The sequence below is a fragment of the Tabrizicola sp. genome (assembly GCF_030373185.1).
Classification (GTDB): Bacteria; Pseudomonadota; Alphaproteobacteria; order Rhodobacterales; family Rhodobacteraceae; genus Tabrizicola.
Map to the genome: position 1 here is coordinate 215,932 of NZ_JAUCZH010000002.1, position 21,157 is coordinate 237,088.

The window sequence follows — 21,157 nt, forward strand, 5'->3', positions numbered from 1 at the left end:
GGTCTGCCGATCCTAGCGGGCAAAATCCGCGATAGTGACCGCACCGTCGCCGTTGGCATCCATCAGAGGGAACAGCTTCACCGAGGCGGTATCGAATTCTTCCATTGTCACGATGCCATCACCGTCAGCGTCATTGAAAGCCGGGGTCATCGCCTCATGCACCGCCTGTCCGGGTGCGGCCCTGTTCATGCCATGCCCACCCATGCCCTGACCTTGCTCCAGCGCCATGTGTTCGGCCACTAGCCCCCATTCAGCAACCGACAGGGTCTTGTCATCATCCTGATCGAACATCGAAAAGACCTCTGACCGCTTTGCCACAACCTCGATGGCGGTCACGCGACTGTCGCTGTCCGCGTCCCACTGATCCAGAAAGTGCTGGCCGGGGTTGCCCTGTTGCGCCGATGCGGCACCACCAAGGCCAAGTGACAGGGTCAGCGCAGCGAGTATCGTTTTCATCAAGTGTTCCTTCATATTTTACTTAACGAATATGATACGCCAAGTCTGCCGAATTCCGTCGCCGTCAACACGCGGCCACCATGCGATGATCAATCGGCCTTTCCGGCAAGTTCGTCCCAGCACGCAAGCGCATGGCCGGCATACATCAGGCCCGGCCCGCCACCCATCTGGACGGCCATGGCCAGCACATCCCCCATCTCCTCACGCGTGGCGCCCGCCTTCATCAACGCCTCGACGTGAAAGGCGATGCAGGGCTCGCAGCGCAGCACGACCGACATTCCAAGCGCCACATATTCCTTTTCCTTGACCGAAAGCGGGCCATTCTCCTTGACCGCTTTCGACAGGCCCCCGAAGCTCCGTGCCGTGTCCGGGATGGCGGCGTTCAGAGCGCGCAACTCGCTGCGCATGCTGGTGATCTGGTCGGTATATCTTGTGCTGTTGCTCATCCGGGCCTCCTGCGATGAGCCCCCCGGATCGCACGCGGGCAGCACGCCCGCGTTGACTTGCATCAAGTCCGCCGAGGCCGCCTCAGAACCGCGACGGCGACAGCGCGGCAACCAGATCCGCGTCGATCTCTGGCGCCCTCCCGCCGATCAGATCGGCGGCAAGCTGGCTTGCGGCCGGGCAGGATTGAAAGCCATAACCGCCTTGCCCTGCCAGCCAGAAGAACGACGGCTCACGCACGTCCGGCCCGATCACCAGCACCCGGTCGGGCGCAAAGGTTCGCAGACCCGCCCAGCTTGCCAGAAGCCGGGTCACCGGTTCGGTGACCATCTCCTCATAGCGCGCCAGCCCCTCGGCCAGAACCATGTCATCGGCCCAGGCGTCATGCGGCTCCATCAGGTCTTCCTCGGCGGGGCTGACGATAAGGGCGCCCGCATCGGGCTTGGCATACCAGTCTTCGCCGGGGCCAAACAGCATCGGCCAGCGGCTGACATCATGGCCCCCCGGCGCAGGAATACGCGCCATCGAGCGGCGGTAAGGCGTAAACCCAAGGGGGCGCACCCCGGCCATCGTCGCCACCTGGTCCACCCATGCCCCGGCCGCGTTCACGATCATTCTGGTAGTGAATGTCCCGGCGCTGCTGTCCACCCGCCAACCCGCGCCGCCCCTGGCAACAGCGGTGACCCGCGCCCGGGTCAGAATCCGTGCGCCCTGCGCCTTTGCCTCACGCGCGAAGCCCTGCACCAGAAGATCGGTATCGATGTCTTCGGCATGGTCGGCATAAGCGGCATGGGCGACCACATCCGGGTTCAGGATCGGGATGATGGCCTGCGCCTCGGCCACGCTCACCGGATCGAAGGCCATCGCAGCCACATCTTCATCAAAGGCTTCCTTCGCGTCGGCCTTTGCCACCACCATCAACCCCCGCGGTGACAGCACCCCGGTCGCCGCCTTGAAATATGTCTCTGAGGCCATGGACAACCCCACCACCGCCGGCGCGCCATAGCGCGGCTCATAAAGCGCCGCCGACCGTCCCGAGGCATGATGCGCCAGCGCGTCCTCCGCCTCCAGCACGATCACCGACCCCAGCGCCGACAACCGTGCCGCCGCCGAAACCCCGGCAATCCCGCCGCCAATGATCAGAAAATCCGCGTCCATGTCCTGCTTTCCTCCGCTACAGAAAGGGGCATGAGAAACCCCATGCCCCTTCCTCTCTGCACAAGTATCCCACGGGGGTGCGGGGGTGTGAAACCCCCCCCCGGCCGATTGTCACTGGGGAATGTCGCCAGTGATGCCTTCGACGTAAAAGCCCATCCCCAAAAGATCGCCATCCGGCGCCACCACGCCATCTGCCAGCCAGACGCTGCCATCCTGCTTGTTGATCGGTCCGGTGAACGGGTGATAGGTGCCAGCCCCAATCGCATCGCGCATGGCTTCGGCCTCGGCCTTCACATCCGCCGGAACAAGATCGGTGATCTCGCCTATCTCGACCTCGCCCTCCGGGATACCGGCCCAGCTGTCGACCTGCTCATAGGTGCCATCCATCAGGGCGCCCACGCGCTTGACGTAGTAGGGCGCCCAGTTGTCGATGATCGAGCTGACACGCGGACCGTCCTTGTATTCAGACATGTCAGACGCCTGACCAAAGCCGATCACGGCACCATTGGTCTTTGCAGCTTCCGCCAGCGGAGCGGTCGAGTCGGTATGTGACGCGATCACATCCACCCCCTGATCGATCAGGGCCTTGGCGGCGTCAGCCTCCTTTGCCGGATCGAACCAGGTGAAGGCCCAGACCACCGACAGCTCCACCGCCGGGTTCACCTTCTTGGCGTGCAGGTAATAGGCATTGATCCCCATGATCACTTCGGGGATCGGGAACGACCCGATGTAGCCGATCTTGTTCGACTTGGTCATCTTGCCCGCGATATGGCCCTGCACGGCGCGGCCTTCATAGAAGCGGGCGTTGTAGGTCGAGACGTTCGGATGCTCGCGCTTGTAGCCGGTGGCATGCTCGAACTTGATGTCCGGGAACTTGGCGGCAACAGCGTTCGTCGCGTCCATATAGCCAAACGACGTGGTGAAGATGATGTTGCAGCCTGACAGCGCCATCTGCGTCAGAACGCGTTCGGCATCGGCGCCTTCCGGCACGTTTTCCTGCCATGCGATCTCGACCTTGTCGCCAAAGGCTTCCTGTACGGCCAGCGCGCCCTCATGGTGCTGGAAGGTCCAGCCACCATCGCCGATCGGACCGACATAGACGAAGCAGGCCTTCGTCTTGGCATGGCTTTCCGCGAAGGCCGCGCCGCCAAGGCCGAGGCCAAGGCCCAGCGTGACGGTCGCAAGCAGGTTTCTGCGTTTCATAGGTAGTCTCCCCGTTGCAAGGGGGCTTTCCCGCCCCCGATGTGTTTTGCCTCAGCGCGAGGCGTGGAAATTCTGGCCCAGACAGGCGGGCGCATTCAGCGCGGCCTTGCCACGCCCCGAAGACATGATGACCAGCACAAGGATGGTTATCAGATACGGGGCCATCGACAAGTATTGCACCGGAATCGCGGACCCTGCGGCTTGCAGGTTCAGCTGTAGCACGGTGACCCCGCCGAAAAGATAGGCACCGGCCAGCACACGCCACGGCTTCCAGCTGGCAAAGACCACGATTGCCAGCGCAATCCAGCCAGCGCCTGCGGTGATCCCGTCGGTCCATTGCGGCACCCGCACAAGGCTCACATAAGCCCCACCCAGCCCGGCAAGCGCCCCGCCGAACAGCACCGCCATGAAACGGATCCGCGTGACCTTGTAGCCCAAGGCATGCGCCGCCTCGTGGCTTTCGCCCACGGCGCGCAGGACCAGGCCGATCCGGCTGTATTTCAGCACCCACCAGACGCCGGCGACAATCAGGATAGACCCGTAGACCATCCAGTCATGACTGAAGAGCGCCACGCCCAAAAACGGAATGTCTTCCAACGGCCCCAACGGCAGATCTGCCGTCGCCGGGGGTTTGACCCCGACATAGCTCTGCCCGATCAGACTCGACAACCCCAGTCCGAACAGGGTCAGCGCCAGCCCTGTCGCCACCTGATTGGTTTGCAGGACCTGCGTCAGCACCCCGAACACAGACGACAAGGCCAAGGCCCCCAGCGCGCCGCCGACAAAGCCCAGATAGGGGTTCCCAGTGGCCACGGCGGTCGCAAAACCGCAGATCGCCCCCATGATCATCATCCCCTCGACGCCCAGATTGAGGACGCCCGCCTTTTCCACCACCAGTTCCCCGGTGGCTGCCAGCATGATGGGAACCGAATTCACCATCAAGGCGGCAATCAGCAAGGCCGGATCAATGCTGCCAAACATCACGCGGCCTCCCCTTGCCCGAAACGGATGCGGAAATTGGTCAGAAGGTCGGTCGCCAGAAGGAAGAACAGCAACATCCCCTGAAACGCCTGAATCGCGGCGGACGGCAGGCTCAGCATGAACTGCGCCAACTCGCCGCCGATATAGGTCAGCGCCATCAACAGGCCCGCAAACAGGATGCCGACCGGGTTCAACCGGCCAAGGAAGGCCACGATGATCGCGGTAAAGCCGTAGCCGCTGTTGAAGTCGATGCTGATCTGCCCGGCAGGCCCCGTCACCTCGAACACCCCGGCAAGCCCGGCCAGAAGGCCGGAGATGCCAAGGCAGAACACCACCAACAGCGCCGGAGAGACCCCCGCAAAACGCGCGGCCCTTGGGGCTTGTCCGGCCAGCTTGACCTGAAAGCCAAGGATATGGCGTTGCAACAGGACATATCCCGCGATCACCGCCATGAAGGCCGCGACCACCCCCCAGTGCATCCCCGTGCCGGAAATCAGCTCGGGGTTTGCCATCGCGGGGATCTGGCTCAGGTTCCTGCTGCCCGGAAAACCTCCGCCCTCAGGGTTGCGCAACGCGCCCAGTGCCATCATCGCAAGGATGTTCTGCGCGACGTAGACCAGCAGCAAGGACACCAGAATCTCGTTCGTTCGAAACACCGTCTTCAGGATCGCCGGGATCATCGCCCAGAGAAAACCGCCCAGCGCACCGGCAACGATCATCGCCGGAAAGATCAACCGGCTTTCCACCGGATAGACCGCGAGCCCGGCCGCTGCGCCGAAGATCGCGCCCATGATATACTGGCCCTCGGCCCCGATGTTCCAGACTCCGGCCCGAAAGCCCAGTGACAGGCCGATTGCTATCAGGATCAAGGGCGCTGCCTTCACCAGAAGCTGCGGGCGCGAATAGCTGGCAAACTGAGCGTTGAACAGCGGATCCCAGAAGATCGTGCGGATCGCCTCCAACGGGTTCTTGCCCAGAATCGCAAACATGATCCCGCCCGCGATCATCGTCAGGATGACCGCAAGAAACGGCGAGGCCTTCTGCCAGAACGCCGAAGGCGAGGGTCGCTTTTCCAACCTCAGCATGCGGCTTCCTCTCTGCGAAAATATCCTCGGGGGGCAAGCCGCAAAGCGGCGAGGGGGGCAGACAGCCCCCCTGCAACATCAGCCATGATGCGCCACCTCCATGCCATGCGTGCCACCCATCATCAGGCCGATCTCGTCCACCGTCAGCCCTTCGACCGGGCGTGTCGGCGTCAACCGCCCGCCGTTCAGCGCGGCAAAGTTGTCGGCAATCTCCAGCAGTTCATCCAGATCCTGGCTGATCACCACCACCGCCGCCCCGCCCGAGGCCCGGTCCAGGATCGCCTGCCGGATCGCAGCCGCTGCGGCTGCGTCCACGCCCCATGTCGGCTGGTTGATGATGATGATGCTCGGTGTTTGGCTCAACTCGCGCCCGACCACGAACTTTTGCAGGTTACCCCCGGACAGCGCCCGCGCCGCAACATGGGTGCCGGGGGTGCGCACGTCGAAATCCTTGATGATCTCGGCCGCAAATGTCTCTGTCGCAGCCCAGTCGATGAAGCCGCGCCGGGTAAGTCCCTTGCGCACAACGCCAGACAGAAGCGCGTTTTCCACAAGGCTCATGTCTGGTGCCGCCGCATGGCCCAGGCGTTCTTCGGGTGCCGCCACCAGACCCGCCCGCCGCCGATCGTTCGGCCCGGCATCCCCCATCGCCAGGCCTGCGATCTTCACCGCCTCCGGGGCCGATCTCAGCTCGCCCGACAAGGCCAGCAGCAATTCATCCTGCCCGTTGCCCGCAACCCCGGCGATCCCCAACACCTCGCCCTTGCGGAGCGCAAAGCCAACATTCTTGAGCGAGGTGCCAAAGGGGATGGGCGAGGCGACGGAAAGCCCCGCCACCTCCAGCGCCACGTCGCCCTTGGCCCGCCCGCTGCGCGCCGGAGGCGTCAGCACCGTGCCGACCATCAGTTCGGCCATCTCGCGCGCGGTGCGCTCACGCGGGGTGCAGGTCGCCACCACCTTGCCCCGGCGCAGGATCGTCGCCTCATCACAAAGCGCGCGGATTTCCTCCAGCTTGTGGCTGATGTAAAGGATCGCGGTGCCTTCGGCCGACAACTGCCGCAGGGTCTTGAACAGGATGTCCACCTCTTGCGGGGTCAACACCGATGTCGGTTCGTCCATGATCAACAGCTTGGGATCTTGCAGAAGGCAACGAATGATCTCGACCCGCTGGCGCTCCCCGGCGGACAAGTCACCCACCATGCGCGACGGGTCCAATGGCAGCCCGTATTCCTCGCTGACCTCCCTGATGCGGCTGGCAAGCGCCTTCATCGGCGGTGGATTCTCCATCCCCAAGGCCACGTTTTCCGCAACATTCAGCGCCTCGAACAGGCTGAAGTGCTGAAATACCATTGCCACACCCTGCCGCCGCGCCTCGGCAGGCTTCGACGGTTGGTAAGGTTGGCCGCGCAGCGTCATCCGCCCGCTGTCAGGGCGGACAAGGCCGTAGATCATCTTGACCAGCGTAGACTTGCCCGCGCCGTTCTCGCCCAGAAGCGCGTGAACCTCGCCCTCGCTGATCTGGAACGACACGTCAGAGTTGGCCACCACGCCCGGATAGGCCTTGGTCACTCCCTCGACGCCAAGAAGCAGCTTCGTCATGCCCTGTTCCTTTGCTGGATCGCCCCGACACGCGCGGCCAGAAATTCCGCCGCAACCCCAACCGCAATCGCTTGCGGATGTTTGCCAAGGCCCGGATCGCCCATCGGACAGCGAATACGCGCAATCGCCCTTGCCTCATGGCCAAGGGCCGCAAGTCTGGACCGGAACCGCGCCCATTTGGTGCCAGACCCGATCAACCCGCAGGACCGAAAGCCGTGCCGCAAAAGCCGGTGGCAAAGTTCAAGGTCCAGCGCATGCGAATAGGTCAGGATCAGATGCTCGGCTTCCGCTGGGGCCAAGGCCACCGCCGCCTCGGGTGACGGCACGGGAAGAACGGTCACCCCATCCGGCACCGCTTCGGGAAACCGCTCCGGCCCCACATCCACCCAGGTGATCGCCACCCCGGGCAAGGGCGCCAGCACCGCCACCACCGCGCGCCCGACATGGCCCGCACCCCAGACCCAGACCCGGCGCTGATCCCTGGCGACCGGCTCGACCATCCAGCCTTGCACCAGCTGGGGTGCAGGTGCGATCCCCTCGCCCCGCGCCCGCGCCAAGAGCCGCTTTACCGCCAGGGGCATCGCACCCGGCCCCCGCGCGACCACGCCTGCAACCTGCGCCGGAACGGATGCAAGAATCTCGGTCCACAAGGTTACAGCCCCGCCGCAGCACTGGCCCAGCGACGGCCCAAGCGCGATGCGGTCAACCCGCTGCGCCCCGGCAGCCAAAGCCGCAGGGTCAGGGCGGTCCGCCAGCATCGCCCGAGCCCGACCACCCGCTTCCCACTCCAGCGCCCCGCCGCCGATTGTCCCCGACTGCCCGGTCTGCCAGACCAGCATCGCCGCCCCCACTTCCCGCGGGGAAGACCCGTCATGCGCAGCGATCACCACCCGGGCCACCGGCCCATGCGCGTCAATCGCGGCTTGAAGATCGGTCAGGTCAAACATCGTCACGCCCCCCCCCGCCTTCAACCTTGCGCACCGCCATCAGCACCCGCTCGGCCGTGGCTGGCGCATCAAGTGCCGGATAGACCGACCCGTCCCCACAAGCCGCCACCGCATCCGACAAGGCCATCAGCGCTGAAATCCCCAGCATGAACGGCGGTTCGCCCACCGCCTTCGACTTGCCCACCGCATCCTCGCGGTTCGGCTTGCCCCACAGGGCCACGTTGAACACATCCGGCCGGTCCGAACAGGCCGGGATCTTGTAGGTCGAGGGCGCATGCGTCGACAGCCGCCCCTTGCCGTCCCAGACCAGTTCCTCGGTCGTCAGCCAACCCGCGCCCTGCACATAGGCGCCTTCCACCTGCCCGATGTCGATGGCCGGGTTCAGGCTGGTGCCGGTATCGTGCAGGATATCCGCCCGCAGGATCCGGTTTTCGCCGGTCAGCCGGTCGATCACCACCTCGGTCACCGCAGCGCCATAGGCAAAGTAGAAGAACGGCCGCCCGGTCCCAAGCACCCGGTCCCAGACGATCTTCGGCGTGGCGTAGAACCCGGTCGAGGACAGCGAAAACCGCGCCTGATAGGCCCAGGCCACCACCTGCGCCCAGCCGTAAACCTCGCCTGCCACCTTTACCTGACCATCCACGAACCGCACCGCCGAGGGGTTGGCCTGATGTTTGCCCGCGATGAACTCGGCCAGCCGGCCACGGATCGTCTCCGCCGCCGCCTTCGCCGCCATCCCGTTCAGGTCCGCCCCGGAACTTGCCGCCGTGGCGCTGGTATTCGGCACCTTCCCGGTATCCGTCGCGGTGATCTTCACCATCGAGGCATCCACCCCGAAAACCCCCGCCGTCACCTGCGCGACCTTCTGGAACAACCCCTGCCCCATCTCGGTCCCGCCATGGTTCAGGTGGATGCTGCCATCCTGATAGACATGCACCAAGGCCCCGGCCTGATTGAGCCATGTCAGCGTGAAGGAAATCCCGAACTTCACCGGCGTCAGCGCAATCCCGCGCTTCAGCACCGGGCTGCCTTGGTTCCACTCCGCAATCGCCGCCTTGCGCGCAGCGAAATCGCTGGAGCGCTCCAGTTCCGCGACCAGATCCTGCCCGATGAAATCCTCGACCGGCATGTGATAGGGCGTGGTCTGCGGCTTCATCTGTCCGGAAATATCCCCGCCGGAGGCTCCGACCTCGCCACAGGCGCGGTAGAAGTTCAGCTTGCGCACCGCCAAGGGATCGCGGCCCACCGCAAAGGCGACGTGATCCATGACCCGCTCGATCCCGACCATCCCTTGCGGGCCGCCGAAGCCGCGAAAGGCGGTGGCACTTTGGGTGTTGGTCTTCAGCCGGTGGCTTTCGATACGGATGTTCGGCAGGTGGTAGCAATTGTCCGCATGCAGCATGGCCCGGTCGGCCACCGGCAGCGACAGATCCTGCGCCCAGCCACAGCGGAAGAGATGCGTGAACTCCAGCCCCAGAATCCGTCCCTCGGCATCCACGCCAGCGCGGTAGGCGATCCGCAAGTCGTGGCGTTTGCCGGTGATCATCATGTCATCGTCGCGGTCATAGCGCATGCGGCAGGGCTTTCCGGTCGCCCGCGCCGCGATGGCGCAGGCGATGGCCAGCGCGTTGCCCTGACTTTCCTTGCCACCAAAGCCCCCACCCATCCGGCGCACTTCCACCCGGACCGCGTTCATCGGCAGATGCAGCGCATGGGCGACCTTGTGCTGCACCTCGGTCGGATGCTGGGTCGAGGAATGGATGACCATATCCCCGCCTTCCTGCGGCAGGGCGGCAGCGACCTGACCTTCAAGGTAGAAATGTTCCTGCCCGCCAACCTCGAAGCTGCCTTCGATCACCCGCGCCGCCCCGGCAATCGCCGTCGCCGCATCGCCCTTTTGCCACACGACCGGCCCCTGTTCGAACCGGCTGTTCGCCGCCAGCGCGTCATCGACGGTCAAGAGGGCAGGGAGTTCGCGGTAGGAAATCTTGCCCAGCCGCGCCGCCTTGCGCGCGGCAAGATGGCTTTCCGCCACCACCAGAAACACCGGCTGGCCGGCGTAATGAACCTTGCCCATCGCCAGCAAAGGCTCATCATGCGCCGAGGGGCTGCAATCGGGCATCGGGTCCAGATCGGCCGCACTGTAGGCCGCCACCACGCCGGGGGCGGCCTTCACAGCGGCAAGGTCGACCCCGGTGATTTCGCCATGCGCAACCGTGGACAGTCCGAAGGCCAGATGCAGCGCGTTTCCCGGCAGGGGGATGTCATCCACATAGCGCGCCTGCCCTGTCACATGCAGGGGGGCGGCGTCGTGGGGCAGGGGTTTTCCCATGCTCATGACCGCACCTCCAAGACCGAGACCGGCACGCCCTGAAGGTCATGGAAATAGCGGATCATCAGGTTCTGCGCGGTGGTCAGCCGGTAGCCTGCACTGGCGCGCATGTCGGACAGGGGCGTGAAATCTGCCGCCATGGCCTTGGCCGCCGCCTTGGCTGTTGCAAGGGTCCAGGGCTGGCCAACCAAAGCCGCCTCGGCCATGGCCGCGCGTTTGGGGATGCCTGCCATGCCACCAAAGGCAATGCGCGCCGCTGTCACCCGGCCTGCGTCAACCGTCACGTTGAAGCAGCCGCAGACCGCCGAGATATCCTGATCGAAGCGCTTCGAGATCTTGTAGCACCTGAGGCCAGGCGCATGGTCAGGGAAGGAGACGCCCGCCACGAATTCCCCCGGACGGCGGTCCTGCTTGCGGTAGTCAAGGAAGAAATCCTCCAACGGCAGCGACCGCATCTCGTCGCCGCGCCGCAGATGCAGCGTGGCGCCAAGCGCGATCAGCGCCGGCGGTCCGTCACCGATGGGCGAGCCATTCGCGATGTTGCCGCCGATGGTCGCGGCATTGCGCACCTGTTCGGATGCATAGCGCCGCAAAAGCTCGGCAAAGGACGGCAGCAACCCGGCCACCGCGCTGCGCAGGGCCGCGATTGTCACGCCCGCGCCAACATGCAGCTGCCCGCCACGGCGTTCGATGCCTTGCAGGTCTTTCACCCCGGCCAGAAAGGCGACCGGAGTCAGGTCTCGCACCTGCTTGGTGACCCAAAGACCCACATCCGTCGCCCCCGCGATCAGCGTGGCATCGGGGTTGGCCAGATACCAGTCGGCCAGTTCATCGCTGTCGCGCGGGCTGAACCCGCCGGGGAGGCCGCCTGCCTCCCCGGACCCCACCGGGGATATTCGGGGAAGAGAAAGCGCATCAGCCGACATCCAGTCCGGCACCGGGGCGTTTGCAGCCACCTCTGCCGCCCGGATGATCGGCGCATAGCCGGTGCAGCGGCAAAGGTTGCCGGCAAGCTGGTCATCGTGATCGGAGGCCCCGTTCAGATGCGCCACCGCCATGCTGACGACAAAGCCGGGCGTGCAGAAGCCGCATTGCGACCCGTGATGCGCGACCATTGCGTCCTGCACCGGGTGCATCTGACCGGCGGGACCAGAGATCCCCTCGACCGTCCTGACGGCCTTGCCGTCAAGCTGCGGCAGGAAGAGGATGCAGGCATTCAGCGCCCGTGACCCTTCCGCATCGGTGACCATCACCGTGCAGGCGCCACAGTCGCCCTCATTGCAGCCTTCCTTGGTGCCGGTCAGGCCCCGCTCCTCGCGCAGCCAATCCAGCAGGGTCCGCGTTGGGGCACAGCCGTCAACCCGAACCGGCGTTCCGTTCAACAGAAACGCTACGCTCATGTTACAGTCCGCCGCGGTCTCCCCGTTCAAGGCATTCTGCGTGGCCGCCCGATGCGGCGTAAAGCGGTCCACGCGCCCCACGGGTCTTGCGCCCGTTTTTCATTCAAACCATGAAGCGCAGGGCTTGGCCACATAGCAAGAACTACCTTTACCGTTTTCCCGAAAGCAGTTTCGCCTTTTGCCGAAAAGTTGGTCATTGGCAGGACGTCAGGCAGCCTTCCCCCGGCCCGGCTGCTTCGCTAGGCTGCGGGCATGTCCAGCGCCCCCCGATTCATCCACCTTCGCACCCATACCGAACACTCGCTTCTGGAAGGTGCGGTGCCGGTCAAGAAACTGGTCGATCTCTGCAAGGCAGCATCCATGCCCGCCGTCGCCGTGACCGACACGAACAACATGTTCGCGGCATTGGAGTTTTCGGTCACCGCGATGGGCGCAGGGGTCCAGCCCATTGTCGGCTGTCAGATTGCCATCGCCCATGACCCCGCGCAACCGGGCGAAAAGCCGCGCGCGCCCGCACCAATCGTTCTCTTGGCGCAGGATGAGGCGGGTTACAGGAACCTGATGCGGCTGAACACGCGGCTTTACATCGACGGCGCGATGTCGGGCTCCGCGAACCTGCCGCAGGTCACGGTGGACGAACTTGCCGCGCAGGCTGACGGGCTGATCTGCCTGACCGGTGGGCCTGATGGGCCGCTTGGACGTTTCCATGCCTCGGGGCAGAACGCCAAGGCACGCGCGCTGCTGGAACGCCTTGCCGCGATCTATCCGACCCGGCTTTATGTCGAGTTGCAACGCCATCCCGGCCCGGGCGGGCAATTGCCGGAAGCCGAGGCTCTTGCCGAACGCGGGGCCGTTGAGCTTGCCTATGAGCTGAACCTGCCACTGGTCGCCACCAATGATGTCTATTTCCCCAAATCCGCCATGTATGAGGCGCATGACGCGCTGATCTGCATCGCGGAAGGTGCCTATGTCGATCAGCAGCAGCCCCGCCGCCGCCTGACCCCGCAGCACTATTTCAAGTCCGAATCCGAAATGTGCGCGCTGTTCGCCGATCTGCCCGAGGCGCTGGAGAACACGGTCGAAATTGCCCGCCGCTGCGCCTTTGCGGTCAAGAAGCACGCGCCGATCCTGCCGAAATTCGCCGATGACGAGGTGCAGGAGTTGCGTCGTCAGGCCAATGCCGGGTTGCAGGCCCGGCTTGCCGTCATCCCCCATTCCGCCACGCCCGACGAATACCAGGCCCGGCTTGATTTCGAACTTGGCATTATCGAGAAGATGGGCTTTCCCGGCTATTTCCTGATCGTGTCGGACTTCATCAAATGGGCCAAGGACCATGGTATTCCCGTTGGCCCGGGCCGGGGTTCGGGGGCGGGTTCGCTGGTCGCCTATGCGCTGACCATCACCGACCTTGACCCTCTGCGCTATGCCCTGCTGTTCGAACGCTTTCTGAACCCCGAACGGGTTTCGATGCCCGACTTCGACATCGACTTCTGCATGGACCGCCGCGAAGAGGTGATTTCCTACGTTCAGGAAAAATACGGTCGTGACCGGGTGGCCCAGATCATCACCTTCGGCGCGCTTTTGTCGAAGGCCGCCGTGCGCGATGTGGGCCGGGTCTTGCAGATGTCTTATGGTCAGGTCGACAAGCTGTCGAAGATGATCCCGGTCGAAGGGGTGAAGCCCGTCAGCATCACCAAGGCGCTGGCGGATGAACCCCGGCTGCGCGAAGCCGCGAAAGAGGAAGTTGTCGGCCGGCTTCTGGACTATGCCGCGCAGGTCGAGGGGCTGTATCGCAACGCCTCTACCCATGCCGCCGGGGTGGTGATCGGGGATCGCCCGCTGGATCAGCTGGTGCCGCTTTACCGAGACCCAAGGTCTGACATGCCCGCCACCCAGTTCAACATGAAATGGGTGGAAGCTGCGGGTCTGGTGAAGTTCGACTTTCTGGGCCTGAAGACCCTGACCGTGATCCAGAACGCGATGGACCTTCTTGCGCTGCGCGGCATCAGCTTCGACATCAACCTCATCCCGCTGGACGACCAGCCGAGCTATGAACTTTACGCCGCCGCGCGCACTGTCGCCGTGTTTCAGGTGGAAAGCTCGGGCATGATGGACGCGCTGCGCCGGATGAAGCCGACCTGTATCGAGGATATCGTGGCCCTTGTGGCGCTTTACCGCCCCGGCCCGATGGAAAACATCCCGACCTATTGCGAGGTGAAGAACGGCCTCAAGGATCTTGAATCGATCCATCCGACCATCGACCACATCCTTGCCGAAACCCAAGGCATCATCGTCTATCAGGAACAGGTGATGCAGATCGCGCAGGTCATGGCGGGCTATTCGCTTGGCGGCGCTGACCTCTTGCGCCGCGCGATGGGCAAGAAGAACCCCGAAGAAATGGCCCGCGAACGGCCGAAGTTCATTCAGGGCGCAAAGGCCACCCACAACATCGATGCGGCCAAGGCTGGCGAAGTCTTTGACCTGCTGGAGAAATTCGCCAACTACGGTTTCAACAAGTCCCACGCTGCCGCCTATGCCGTGGTCAGCTACCAGACCGCCTATCTCAAAGCCAACTATCCGGCCGAGTTCATGGCGGCGGTGATGAACTGCGATATCCACCTGACCGACAAGCTGGCGATCTACAAGCGCGAGGTGGACAAGCTTGGGCTGAAAACCATCGCGCCTTGCGTCAATGCCAGCCTTGCCACCTTTACCGTGCGGGATGGCGCCATTGTCTACGGGCTTGGCGCGCTGAAGAACGTCGGCGTGGACGCAATGCAAATGATCGTGCGGGAACGTGGCGAACGCCCTTTCGCAACCCTGTTCGATTTCGCCCGCCGGGTGGACCTGAAGCGGGTGGGCAAGCGACCGCTTGAAATGCTGGCCCGCGCCGGTGCCTTTGACAACCTTTACCCGAACCGCGCCCGGGTATTCGAGGCCTTGGATGCCCTTGTCGCCTATTCCGCCGCGATCCACGAAGCCACGGCCTCGGCGCAGGTGTCGCTTTTTGGCAGCGCGGGTGCCGACATTCCCGAACCCCGCTTGCCGTTCCGCGATGACTGGTTGCCGGTGGAGCGCCTGGGCCACGAACATCAGGCCATCGGCTTCTACCTCTCGGGCCATCCGCTTGATGATTACATGTCGGCACTGCGCCGCAAGGACGTGAAGACCCTTGCCGAGGTGACGAGGCTTGCCGAACGTGGGCCGCTGATTGCCAAACTGGCCGGTTCCGTTTCCGCCCGGCAGGAACGCAAATCAGCCCGCGGCAACCGTTTTGCCTTCGTCCAGCTTTCCGACCCGACCGGCCTTTACGAAGTGACCTGCTTTTCCGAAGTGCTGGAGGCGTCGCGCGACCATCTTGATGCGGGCTGCAATGTAGTGCTGACCGTAAAGGCGGAACTCGAAGGCGAGACCCTGAAACTTCTGGCCCAGTCTGTCGCGCCGATCGACGCCGTGGCGGATCAGGCCGGCGCGCTGGCGATCCGCATCCATCTGTCGCTGCCCGAAGCCATCCCGTCACTGGCCGCCCTTCTGGCGCGCGTCGATGGCCGGACGCGGGCGCAGGTGACGCTTTGCGTGACCGACCCGACCGGGCGGGAAATCGATCTGGAGCTGCCCGAGCCTTACCCCGTCACCCCGCAGATCAAGGGGGCAATCAAGGCGATGCGCGGGGTTCTTGCTGTCGAGGATCTTTGACCGGGCGCCGGGCGGGCGGGGTGAATGGGTATGGCTTTCATCGCAAGCTGGTGTTGGGCCAATGCTGCGAACCCCCTCCGGCAGCAACGCCAAGACCTCATCAAACAGCCCGGCAGTCCCGAGGACACAATTTCACTGGGCCACAATTTCATTGGGCAAGAATTTCACTCGGGCTGAAGTTCACTCGGGCTGAAAACCGGCGATAAGGCGGCTCAGTCCGACCAGCGCGCCGCAGGCGATGGCAATCAGCGTGACCGGGCCGGACCAGGCGAGCGTGGCAAAGCCGGTGACGCCCTGACCGACTGAACAGCCCATCGCCACGACGCCACCGATTCCCATCAAAGCGGCACCGCCGACCTGACGGCCCAACTCGCGCGGATCCTCACAGGCTTCCCAGCGGAACATCCCCCGGATCATCGAGCCGATCAGCGCCCCGGCCATGACGCCGACGACCGAACCGACCGAAAAGGTGATTCCGCCAGCAGTGGAGGTCATCAGGAAGATCAGCGTCCGGCCGACGGGCGCCGTGAAGGATGGCCCTTCGACCGTCACCTGGCCCAGACTTTCAGCTGCAAGCCAGCTTGTCCCCAGAAAGCTCCACGCCACGGCAAGGCCCGCTGCGACGCCCCAGGCGATCATGCCCGGTTTCTGCCGCAGCCCGGCATGTGACAACGCCCAGACCAGAAAGCCCGCCGCGATGGCCGCGATCACCAAGACGGGCGGCAGCCCCAGGCGCCCGAGGTCGTGAACGATCCCGTGCGGCCCGATCGCATCGGGCTGCGGGAACAGCATCACCCGCAGGGGCGCAAGCGGGCCAGACAGGGCGATGAAGCCGAAGATTCCCATCACCACCACCACGACCAATGACCGCATATCGCCGCCGCCAAACCGCACCAGCGCGCCAAAGCCGCAGTTTCCGGCCAGCGCCATGCCATAGCCAAAGACCAGCCCCCCGACGATCGAGCCCAGCACGTTCCATTGCAGCGCGTGGTAGAAGGTCGCCGACAGGTCGATGACTCCGACCATCGCCCCTGCCTGCGTGGCAAGGATCGCCACCGCCAGCACTATGCCCCAAAGCCGCATCCGCGTCTGGTCGCGACCATAGACTGCCGCTTCCAAAGCCCCCAGCGTGCAAAAATCCCCCAGCCGCGCTGCAAGGCCAAGCACCAGCCCGCCTGCAAGACCAACAAGTGCCGCAAGTACCCCGATCGGAACCGTATCCAGCATTCGTGCCTCCTCCAACCGTTCAGCCGCGTCTGGCTGTATCGAACAACCGCGCAAGAACCTCGATCATTTCGGTGACCTTGGGGTCAAGCAACGAATAAAAGATGGCCTGTCCCTCGCGCCGCGCGCTGACCAGCCCCTCCAGCCGTAGCCGTGCCAACTGCTGACTGACGATAGCCTGCCGTGCCGACAGAAGGTTTTCAAGCTCGGTCACACTTTTTGGCCCGGTCCGCAGATGACACAGGATCATGAGCCGTCCGTCATGCCCCATCGCCTTCAACAGCGTCGAGGCTTCCTCAGCGCAGGCAACCAGCCCGCGCAGGTCGGGAAGCCCCTCCCCCGCCGCGGTGTCCCAGTCTTCTGTCGGTTGCTGTCCTTGGATTGACAATCGTCTGCCCCGGTATTCCCCCATTTTCCGTTATGGCGTGCGCTTTGCCGAAAGGGCAACCCGTCTTGGGCCAACGGGTCGCGTTTGGCTGGCTTGCGTGGTTGACAGGCCATAGCAGCGCCCAGGTCTTAGTCTGTCGCAGCGTCCTTGATCATGCCGGCCAGAAGCGGCCAGAAGAAATCTTCACCCGGATAACCCTCGATGCGGTCGGTCTCGACCCCATCCTCGACCAGAACAAAGGTCGGGGTGAACACCGGGTGCGAGACGACCACCAACCCTTCGGGCAAGGGATCGCGCAGTTGCAGACGGCGCAAGGGCGCGGCCATGCCCTCTACCGTCAGGGGATATTCCGGTGCCACCTCTTCGTTCCAGCGCGCGCAGTAGATGCAGCCCGGCTGTTCGAACATCAAAAGCTGCAAGTCCTGCGCCGGCACCCCACCCGCGGACAGCGTCAGAAACGGCAGCGACAAAAGCAGACGGGACACCACGTTGACAGCCTCATAGAAACATAGAACTATCGTAATCTACCTTTGCCTTTCCGGCAAGGAAGCGCTTCCCGGAGGAGAAGGGACGATGCTTGACATCACATTCGGCGGTGCGGCACTGGCGGGGCTTCTGTCCTTTCTGTCACCGTGCATCCTGCCGATGGTGCCGTTCTACCTGTCCTACATGGCGGGCCTTTCGGTAAAGGAACTGCGCGACGGCGACACTATCGCCCCCGGCGCACGCAGGCGGCTGGTGGTTCAGGCATTGGCCTTTGCCATCGGGGTCACGACGATCTTTGTGCTGCTAGGCCTTGGGGCCACCGCATTGGGCCGCAGCTTTGCCCAATGGCGCGAACCCCTGTCCTATGTCGCGGCGGCGGTCCTGATCCTGTTCGGTCTGCATTTCCTTGGGGTTTTCCGAATCGGGTTCCTCTACCGCGAGGCCAGGGTCGACAGCACCGCCAACCCCCGCACTCTGGCCGGGGCCTATGTCATGGGCCTTGCCTTCGGCTTTGGCTGGACACCCTGCGTCGGCCCGGCGCTGGCCGCGATCCTCATGGTTGCCTCCGGGATGGGTGATATCTGGCGCGGCGGGGCGCTTTTGCTGGTGTTCGGGCTGTCGATGACCCTGCCTTTCGTGCTGGTGTCCTTTTTCGCCGGGCCGTTCCTGGGCTGGGTGGCCCGGCACCGCGCCCTGATGGGCCATGTCGAAAAGGCAATGGGCGTGATGCTGATCCTGTTCGGCATCCTGATCGCCACCAATTCCGTCAACCTGATCGCAGACTGGATGATCCGCAATTTCGACTGGTCCGCGACCCTGAAATGAAAGGAGATACCATGCTGCGCGCCCTTGCACTTGCTGCTGCGATGCTGCTGCCCCTGCCCGCCTTCGCCGTCGAACTTGGCGATGACGGGCTGCACAAACCCGCATGGCTGCGCGAGACCTTCAAGGATCTGCACGACGACCTTGCCGAGGCCAATGCCGAGGGCAAACGCCTGCTGGTGATATTTGAGCAGCGCGGTTGCATCTACTGCACCGAGATGCACGAAAAAGTCCTTTCCGATCCGGCGATCGAAAAGCTGATCGTTGACCACTACTTCGTCGTCCAGATGAACCTTTTCGGCGATGTCGAGGTGACAGACTTCGACGGCACGACACTTTCGGAAAAGGAAATGGCAATGCGCTGGGGGGTGATGTTCACCCCGACCCTGATCTTCCTACCCGAGGAAGTTGCCGAAGACACCACAGCCGCGGACGCCGCCGTGGCGATAATGCCGGGATCATTCGGCAAGGGTACGACCGAGGCGCTGCTGATCTGGGTCCGCGATCACATCTACGAAAACGGCGAAAACTTCCAGAAATTCGTGGCCGAAAAAATGATTGGCGAAAATTGACGCCCGTCAATGTATCTCGATTTATATGGATATAGTATTTCTCCTATATTTTGCTTGCTCGGTAAATGATTCCCCCTCATAATCGTATGCGGAGGAATACTGGGAGGAAGACGATGATGCGCCAGATTTGCCTGGTGGCCGTGCTGAGCATGTCTCTCGCGACCCCAGCCCTGACCGAAACGGCACCGAAGGAAGTGCAGTTCCACGAGGGTAAAGTTGAAGCTTCGCTGAGCGGTCAGCCTGGCGATCCCGCGAACGGGATCAAGGTGATGACAACCGCAGCACTTGGCAATTGCGTGGCTTGCCACACGATTGCCGCCCTGCCTGAGGTGCAGTTCCCGGGCGACATCGCCCCGCCACTCGACGGCGTTGCCGACCGATGGAGCGAGGCGGAACTGCGTGGGATTGTAGCCAATGCCAAGATGACGTTCGACGGCAGTTTCATGCCGGCATTCTACAAGACCGAAGGCTTCATCCGCCCCGGTGGCGGCTACAGTGGCAAGGCGCCCGATGGTGACCTGCCCCCGATCCTGACCGGCCAGCAGATCGAGGATGTGGTTGCCTACCTTCTTACCCTCAAGGAATGACGGGCATCGGCCCCAGACAGACAGGAGATTTCCCGTGACCATCACCAGACGCAAAGCACTATCCATCGGGCTTGGCGGCATTGCCTTCGCTGCAATGCCGGGCCTGTCGACGGCCGCAACCATGGACGAACTGACCGCTGCCTTCACCGGCGGTGCCACGCCCGGCGCCGGCAACATCACCCTGACCGCCCCGGAAATCGCCGAGAACGGCAATACCGTGCCTGTCGCGGTTGATGCCCCCGGCGCGGTGGCGATCATGCTTCTGGCTTCGGGCAACCCCGAACCGGCGGTTGCCACCTTCACTTTCGGCCCTGCGGCCGGTCGCCAGTTCGCGGCCACCCGCATCCGTCTGGCCAAGACCCAGGACGTCATCGCCATGGCCAAGATGGCCGATGGCTCGATCGTTCAGGCTCAGGCCACCGTCAAGGTCACCATCGGCGGCTGCGGCGGCTGAGACAGATAGACAGGAGAAATACCATGGTCGAAGAAGTAAAACCCCGGGTGAAAACCCCCAAATCCGCTGCCGTCGGTGAGGTCGTGACCATCAAGGCCCTGATCTCGCACAGCATGGAATCCGGTCAGCGCAAAGGCTCGGACGGCAACTTGATCCCGCGCAAGATCATCAATCGCTTCACCTGCGATCTGAACGGGGTGAACGTGATTGACGTCGCCATCGACCCGGCGGTGTCCACGAACCCCTATTTCGAATTCGACGCCCGGGTCGATGCCGCAGGTGAGTTCAAGTTCACCTGGTACGATGATGACGGCTCTGTCTACGAAGACAGCAAGCCAATCACAATCGCCTGAGCGGTCAGAACAAGGGGGAGGAAACGCCATGTACCGGACGACCACAGCACTGGTTGCACTTACACTCGGCATCGCCTTTGCGGGCGTGGCCGCTGCCGACCCGGTCGAGGATACCCTGGTCATCGAGGCCGAAGACGGAATGGTTGAGATCGTGACAACCGCCCCGGCGCCGGACCATCTCAAGGACGTGATGGACACGATCTACTCTGGCTGGCACTACCGCGAGGACGAAACCCGCGACCTGGAGCGTGACGATTTCGACAATCCCGGCATGGTCTATGTCGACCGGGGGCTTGATCTGTGGAACTCCCCGATTGGTGCAGGCGGTGAAAGCTGCGCCGGTTGCCACGAAGGGCCTGAAAGCCTTGCCGGTCTGCGCGCAGTAACGCCGCGTGTGGATGCAAAGACCGGCGCCTTGATGACCATCGAAAACTACATCGACGCCTGTGTGACAGAGCGCATGGGGCAGGAATCCTGGGGCTGGACCAGCAGCCAGATGAAGGACATGCTTGCCCTGATCTCGATGCAGTCGCGCGGCATGGCGGTGAACGTCGCCATCGACGGCGCGGCGGCCCCGTTCTGGGAAAAGGGCAAGGAGATCTATTACACCCGCTTTGGTCAGCTGGAGATGTCCTGCGCCAACTGCCACGAGGACAATCAGGGCCGTTTCATCCGTGCCGACCACCTCAGCCAGGGCCAGATCAACGGCTTCCCGGTCTATCGGTTGAAAGACGCTGGCATCCTTTCGGCACAACAGCGCTTTGTTGGCTGCGTCCGCGACACGCGGGCGGAAACCTTCAAGCCCAACTCGGAAGAGTTCAAGGCGCTGGAGCTTTACGTCGCCTCACGCGGCAACGGGCTTTCGGTCGAAGGCGTCTCGGTGCGCCACTAGGCCTTGCGGGCGGCCACCGATCCTCCCCGGCGGCCGCCCGATCTGAATAACGCAAGACGGGATAGTCTGACGAACGCG

General features: G+C 63.6%; 20 protein-coding genes. 7 read left to right on the plus strand and 13 right to left on the minus strand.

The annotated features are described in order from the left end of the window. Positions 1 to 12: 12 nt before the first annotated feature. The 10 genes from QUV21_RS05910 to xdhA all read right to left on the minus strand — a co-directional run bounded on the left by QUV21_RS05910 (position 13) and on the right by xdhA (position 11,605). A complete protein-coding gene (locus tag QUV21_RS05910) occupies positions 13 to 456 on the minus strand; it encodes an EF-hand domain-containing protein (RefSeq protein ID WP_300853705.1) in 444 nt (147 codons plus the stop codon). Positions 457 to 545: 89 nt separating this feature from the next. After that, entirely contained in the window at positions 546 to 902 is a 357-nt protein-coding gene (locus QUV21_RS05915) for a carboxymuconolactone decarboxylase family protein (RefSeq protein WP_300853706.1), read from the minus strand. An 82-nt stretch (positions 903 to 984) separates the two neighbouring features. Next, the gene (locus QUV21_RS05920) at positions 985 to 2,058 is read right to left on the minus strand and encodes an FAD-binding oxidoreductase (RefSeq protein ID WP_300853707.1); all 1,074 of its coding nucleotides are present in this window, start codon (positions 2,056 to 2,058) and stop codon (positions 985 to 987) included. Positions 2,059 to 2,169: 111 nt separating this feature from the next. After that, complete coding sequence (locus QUV21_RS05925; protein WP_300853708.1) at positions 2,170 to 3,261, minus strand: BMP family ABC transporter substrate-binding protein; 1,092 nt, start codon at positions 3,259 to 3,261, stop codon at positions 2,170 to 2,172. A 51-nt stretch (positions 3,262 to 3,312) separates the two neighbouring features. Beyond that, positions 3,313 to 4,242, minus strand: a complete 930-nt coding sequence (locus QUV21_RS05930) for an ABC transporter permease (protein ID WP_300853709.1) — start codon at positions 4,240 to 4,242, stop codon at positions 3,313 to 3,315. Beyond that, positions 4,242 to 5,327, minus strand: coding sequence for an ABC transporter permease (locus QUV21_RS05935; protein ID WP_300853710.1), 1,086 nt, complete (start codon positions 5,325 to 5,327; stop codon positions 4,242 to 4,244). The genes QUV21_RS05930 and QUV21_RS05935 overlap by 1 nt, the downstream gene beginning before the upstream one ends. A gap of 78 nt (positions 5,328 to 5,405) precedes the next feature. Next, positions 5,406 to 6,926 carry an ABC transporter ATP-binding protein gene (locus QUV21_RS05940; RefSeq protein WP_300853711.1) on the minus strand — a complete coding sequence of 507 codons (1,521 nt, stop codon included), beginning with the start codon at positions 6,924 to 6,926 and terminating at the stop codon, positions 5,406 to 5,408. Continuing rightward, positions 6,923 to 7,873 (minus strand): xanthine dehydrogenase accessory protein XdhC, encoded by a 951-nt coding sequence (gene xdhC / locus QUV21_RS05945; protein WP_300853854.1) that lies wholly within the window; start codon positions 7,871 to 7,873, stop codon positions 6,923 to 6,925. Before xdhC ends, QUV21_RS05940 begins: the two co-directional genes overlap by 4 nt. Beyond that, positions 7,866 to 10,211, minus strand: a complete 2,346-nt coding sequence (gene xdhB, locus QUV21_RS05950; RefSeq protein WP_300853712.1) for a xanthine dehydrogenase molybdopterin binding subunit — start codon at positions 10,209 to 10,211, stop codon at positions 7,866 to 7,868. Before xdhB ends, xdhC begins: the two co-directional genes overlap by 8 nt. After that, a complete protein-coding gene (gene xdhA, locus QUV21_RS05955) occupies positions 10,208 to 11,605 on the minus strand; it encodes a xanthine dehydrogenase small subunit (protein WP_300853713.1) in 1,398 nt (465 codons plus the stop codon). The genes xdhB and xdhA overlap by 4 nt, the downstream gene beginning before the upstream one ends. Positions 11,606 to 11,857: 252 nt before the next feature. On the opposite strand from xdhA, the gene dnaE reads away from it, so the two are divergent. Then, a complete protein-coding gene (gene dnaE / locus QUV21_RS05960) occupies positions 11,858 to 15,301 on the plus strand; it encodes a DNA polymerase III subunit alpha (RefSeq protein ID WP_300853714.1) in 3,444 nt (1,147 codons plus the stop codon). Between the two features lie 180 nt (positions 15,302 to 15,481). Here dnaE and QUV21_RS05965 read toward each other — a convergent pair whose 3' ends face one another. The 3 genes from QUV21_RS05965 to QUV21_RS05975 all read right to left on the minus strand — a co-directional run bounded on the left by QUV21_RS05965 (position 15,482) and on the right by QUV21_RS05975 (position 17,398). Further along, positions 15,482 to 16,528: a YeeE/YedE family protein gene (locus tag QUV21_RS05965; protein WP_300853715.1), complete on the minus strand. Its 1,047-nt coding sequence runs from the start codon at positions 16,526 to 16,528 to the stop codon at positions 15,482 to 15,484. Between the two features lie 19 nt (positions 16,529 to 16,547). Continuing rightward, entirely contained in the window at positions 16,548 to 16,907 is a 360-nt protein-coding gene (locus QUV21_RS05970; protein ID WP_300853855.1) for a metalloregulator ArsR/SmtB family transcription factor, read from the minus strand. 134 nt (positions 16,908 to 17,041) lie between these two features. Continuing rightward, complete coding sequence (locus QUV21_RS05975; RefSeq protein ID WP_300853716.1) at positions 17,042 to 17,398, minus strand: thioredoxin family protein; 357 nt, start codon at positions 17,396 to 17,398, stop codon at positions 17,042 to 17,044. An 88-nt stretch (positions 17,399 to 17,486) separates the two neighbouring features. On the opposite strand from QUV21_RS05975, the gene QUV21_RS05980 reads away from it, so the two are divergent. The 6 genes from QUV21_RS05980 (at position 17,487) to soxA (ending at position 21,079) form a co-directional block, all read left to right on the plus strand. Next, entirely contained in the window at positions 17,487 to 18,224 is a 738-nt protein-coding gene (locus QUV21_RS05980; RefSeq protein ID WP_300853717.1) for a cytochrome c biogenesis protein CcdA, read from the plus strand. A gap of 11 nt (positions 18,225 to 18,235) precedes the next feature. After that, positions 18,236 to 18,793 carry a thioredoxin family protein gene (locus QUV21_RS05985; protein ID WP_300853718.1) on the plus strand — a complete coding sequence of 186 codons (558 nt, stop codon included), beginning with the start codon at positions 18,236 to 18,238 and terminating at the stop codon, positions 18,791 to 18,793. Between the two features lie 116 nt (positions 18,794 to 18,909). Beyond that, a complete protein-coding gene (gene soxX / locus QUV21_RS05990) occupies positions 18,910 to 19,380 on the plus strand; it encodes a sulfur oxidation c-type cytochrome SoxX (RefSeq protein WP_300853856.1) in 471 nt (156 codons plus the stop codon). Between the two features lie 34 nt (positions 19,381 to 19,414). Further along, positions 19,415 to 19,834, plus strand: coding sequence for a thiosulfate oxidation carrier protein SoxY (gene soxY / locus QUV21_RS05995; RefSeq protein WP_300853719.1), 420 nt, complete (start codon positions 19,415 to 19,417; stop codon positions 19,832 to 19,834). 23 nt (positions 19,835 to 19,857) lie between these two features. Then, positions 19,858 to 20,187: a thiosulfate oxidation carrier complex protein SoxZ gene (gene soxZ / locus QUV21_RS06000; protein ID WP_300853720.1), complete on the plus strand. Its 330-nt coding sequence runs from the start codon at positions 19,858 to 19,860 to the stop codon at positions 20,185 to 20,187. A 28-nt stretch (positions 20,188 to 20,215) separates the two neighbouring features. Continuing rightward, positions 20,216 to 21,079 carry a sulfur oxidation c-type cytochrome SoxA gene (gene soxA, locus QUV21_RS06005; RefSeq protein ID WP_300853721.1) on the plus strand — a complete coding sequence of 288 codons (864 nt, stop codon included), beginning with the start codon at positions 20,216 to 20,218 and terminating at the stop codon, positions 21,077 to 21,079. The last annotated feature ends 78 nt before the right edge of the window (positions 21,080 to 21,157 follow it).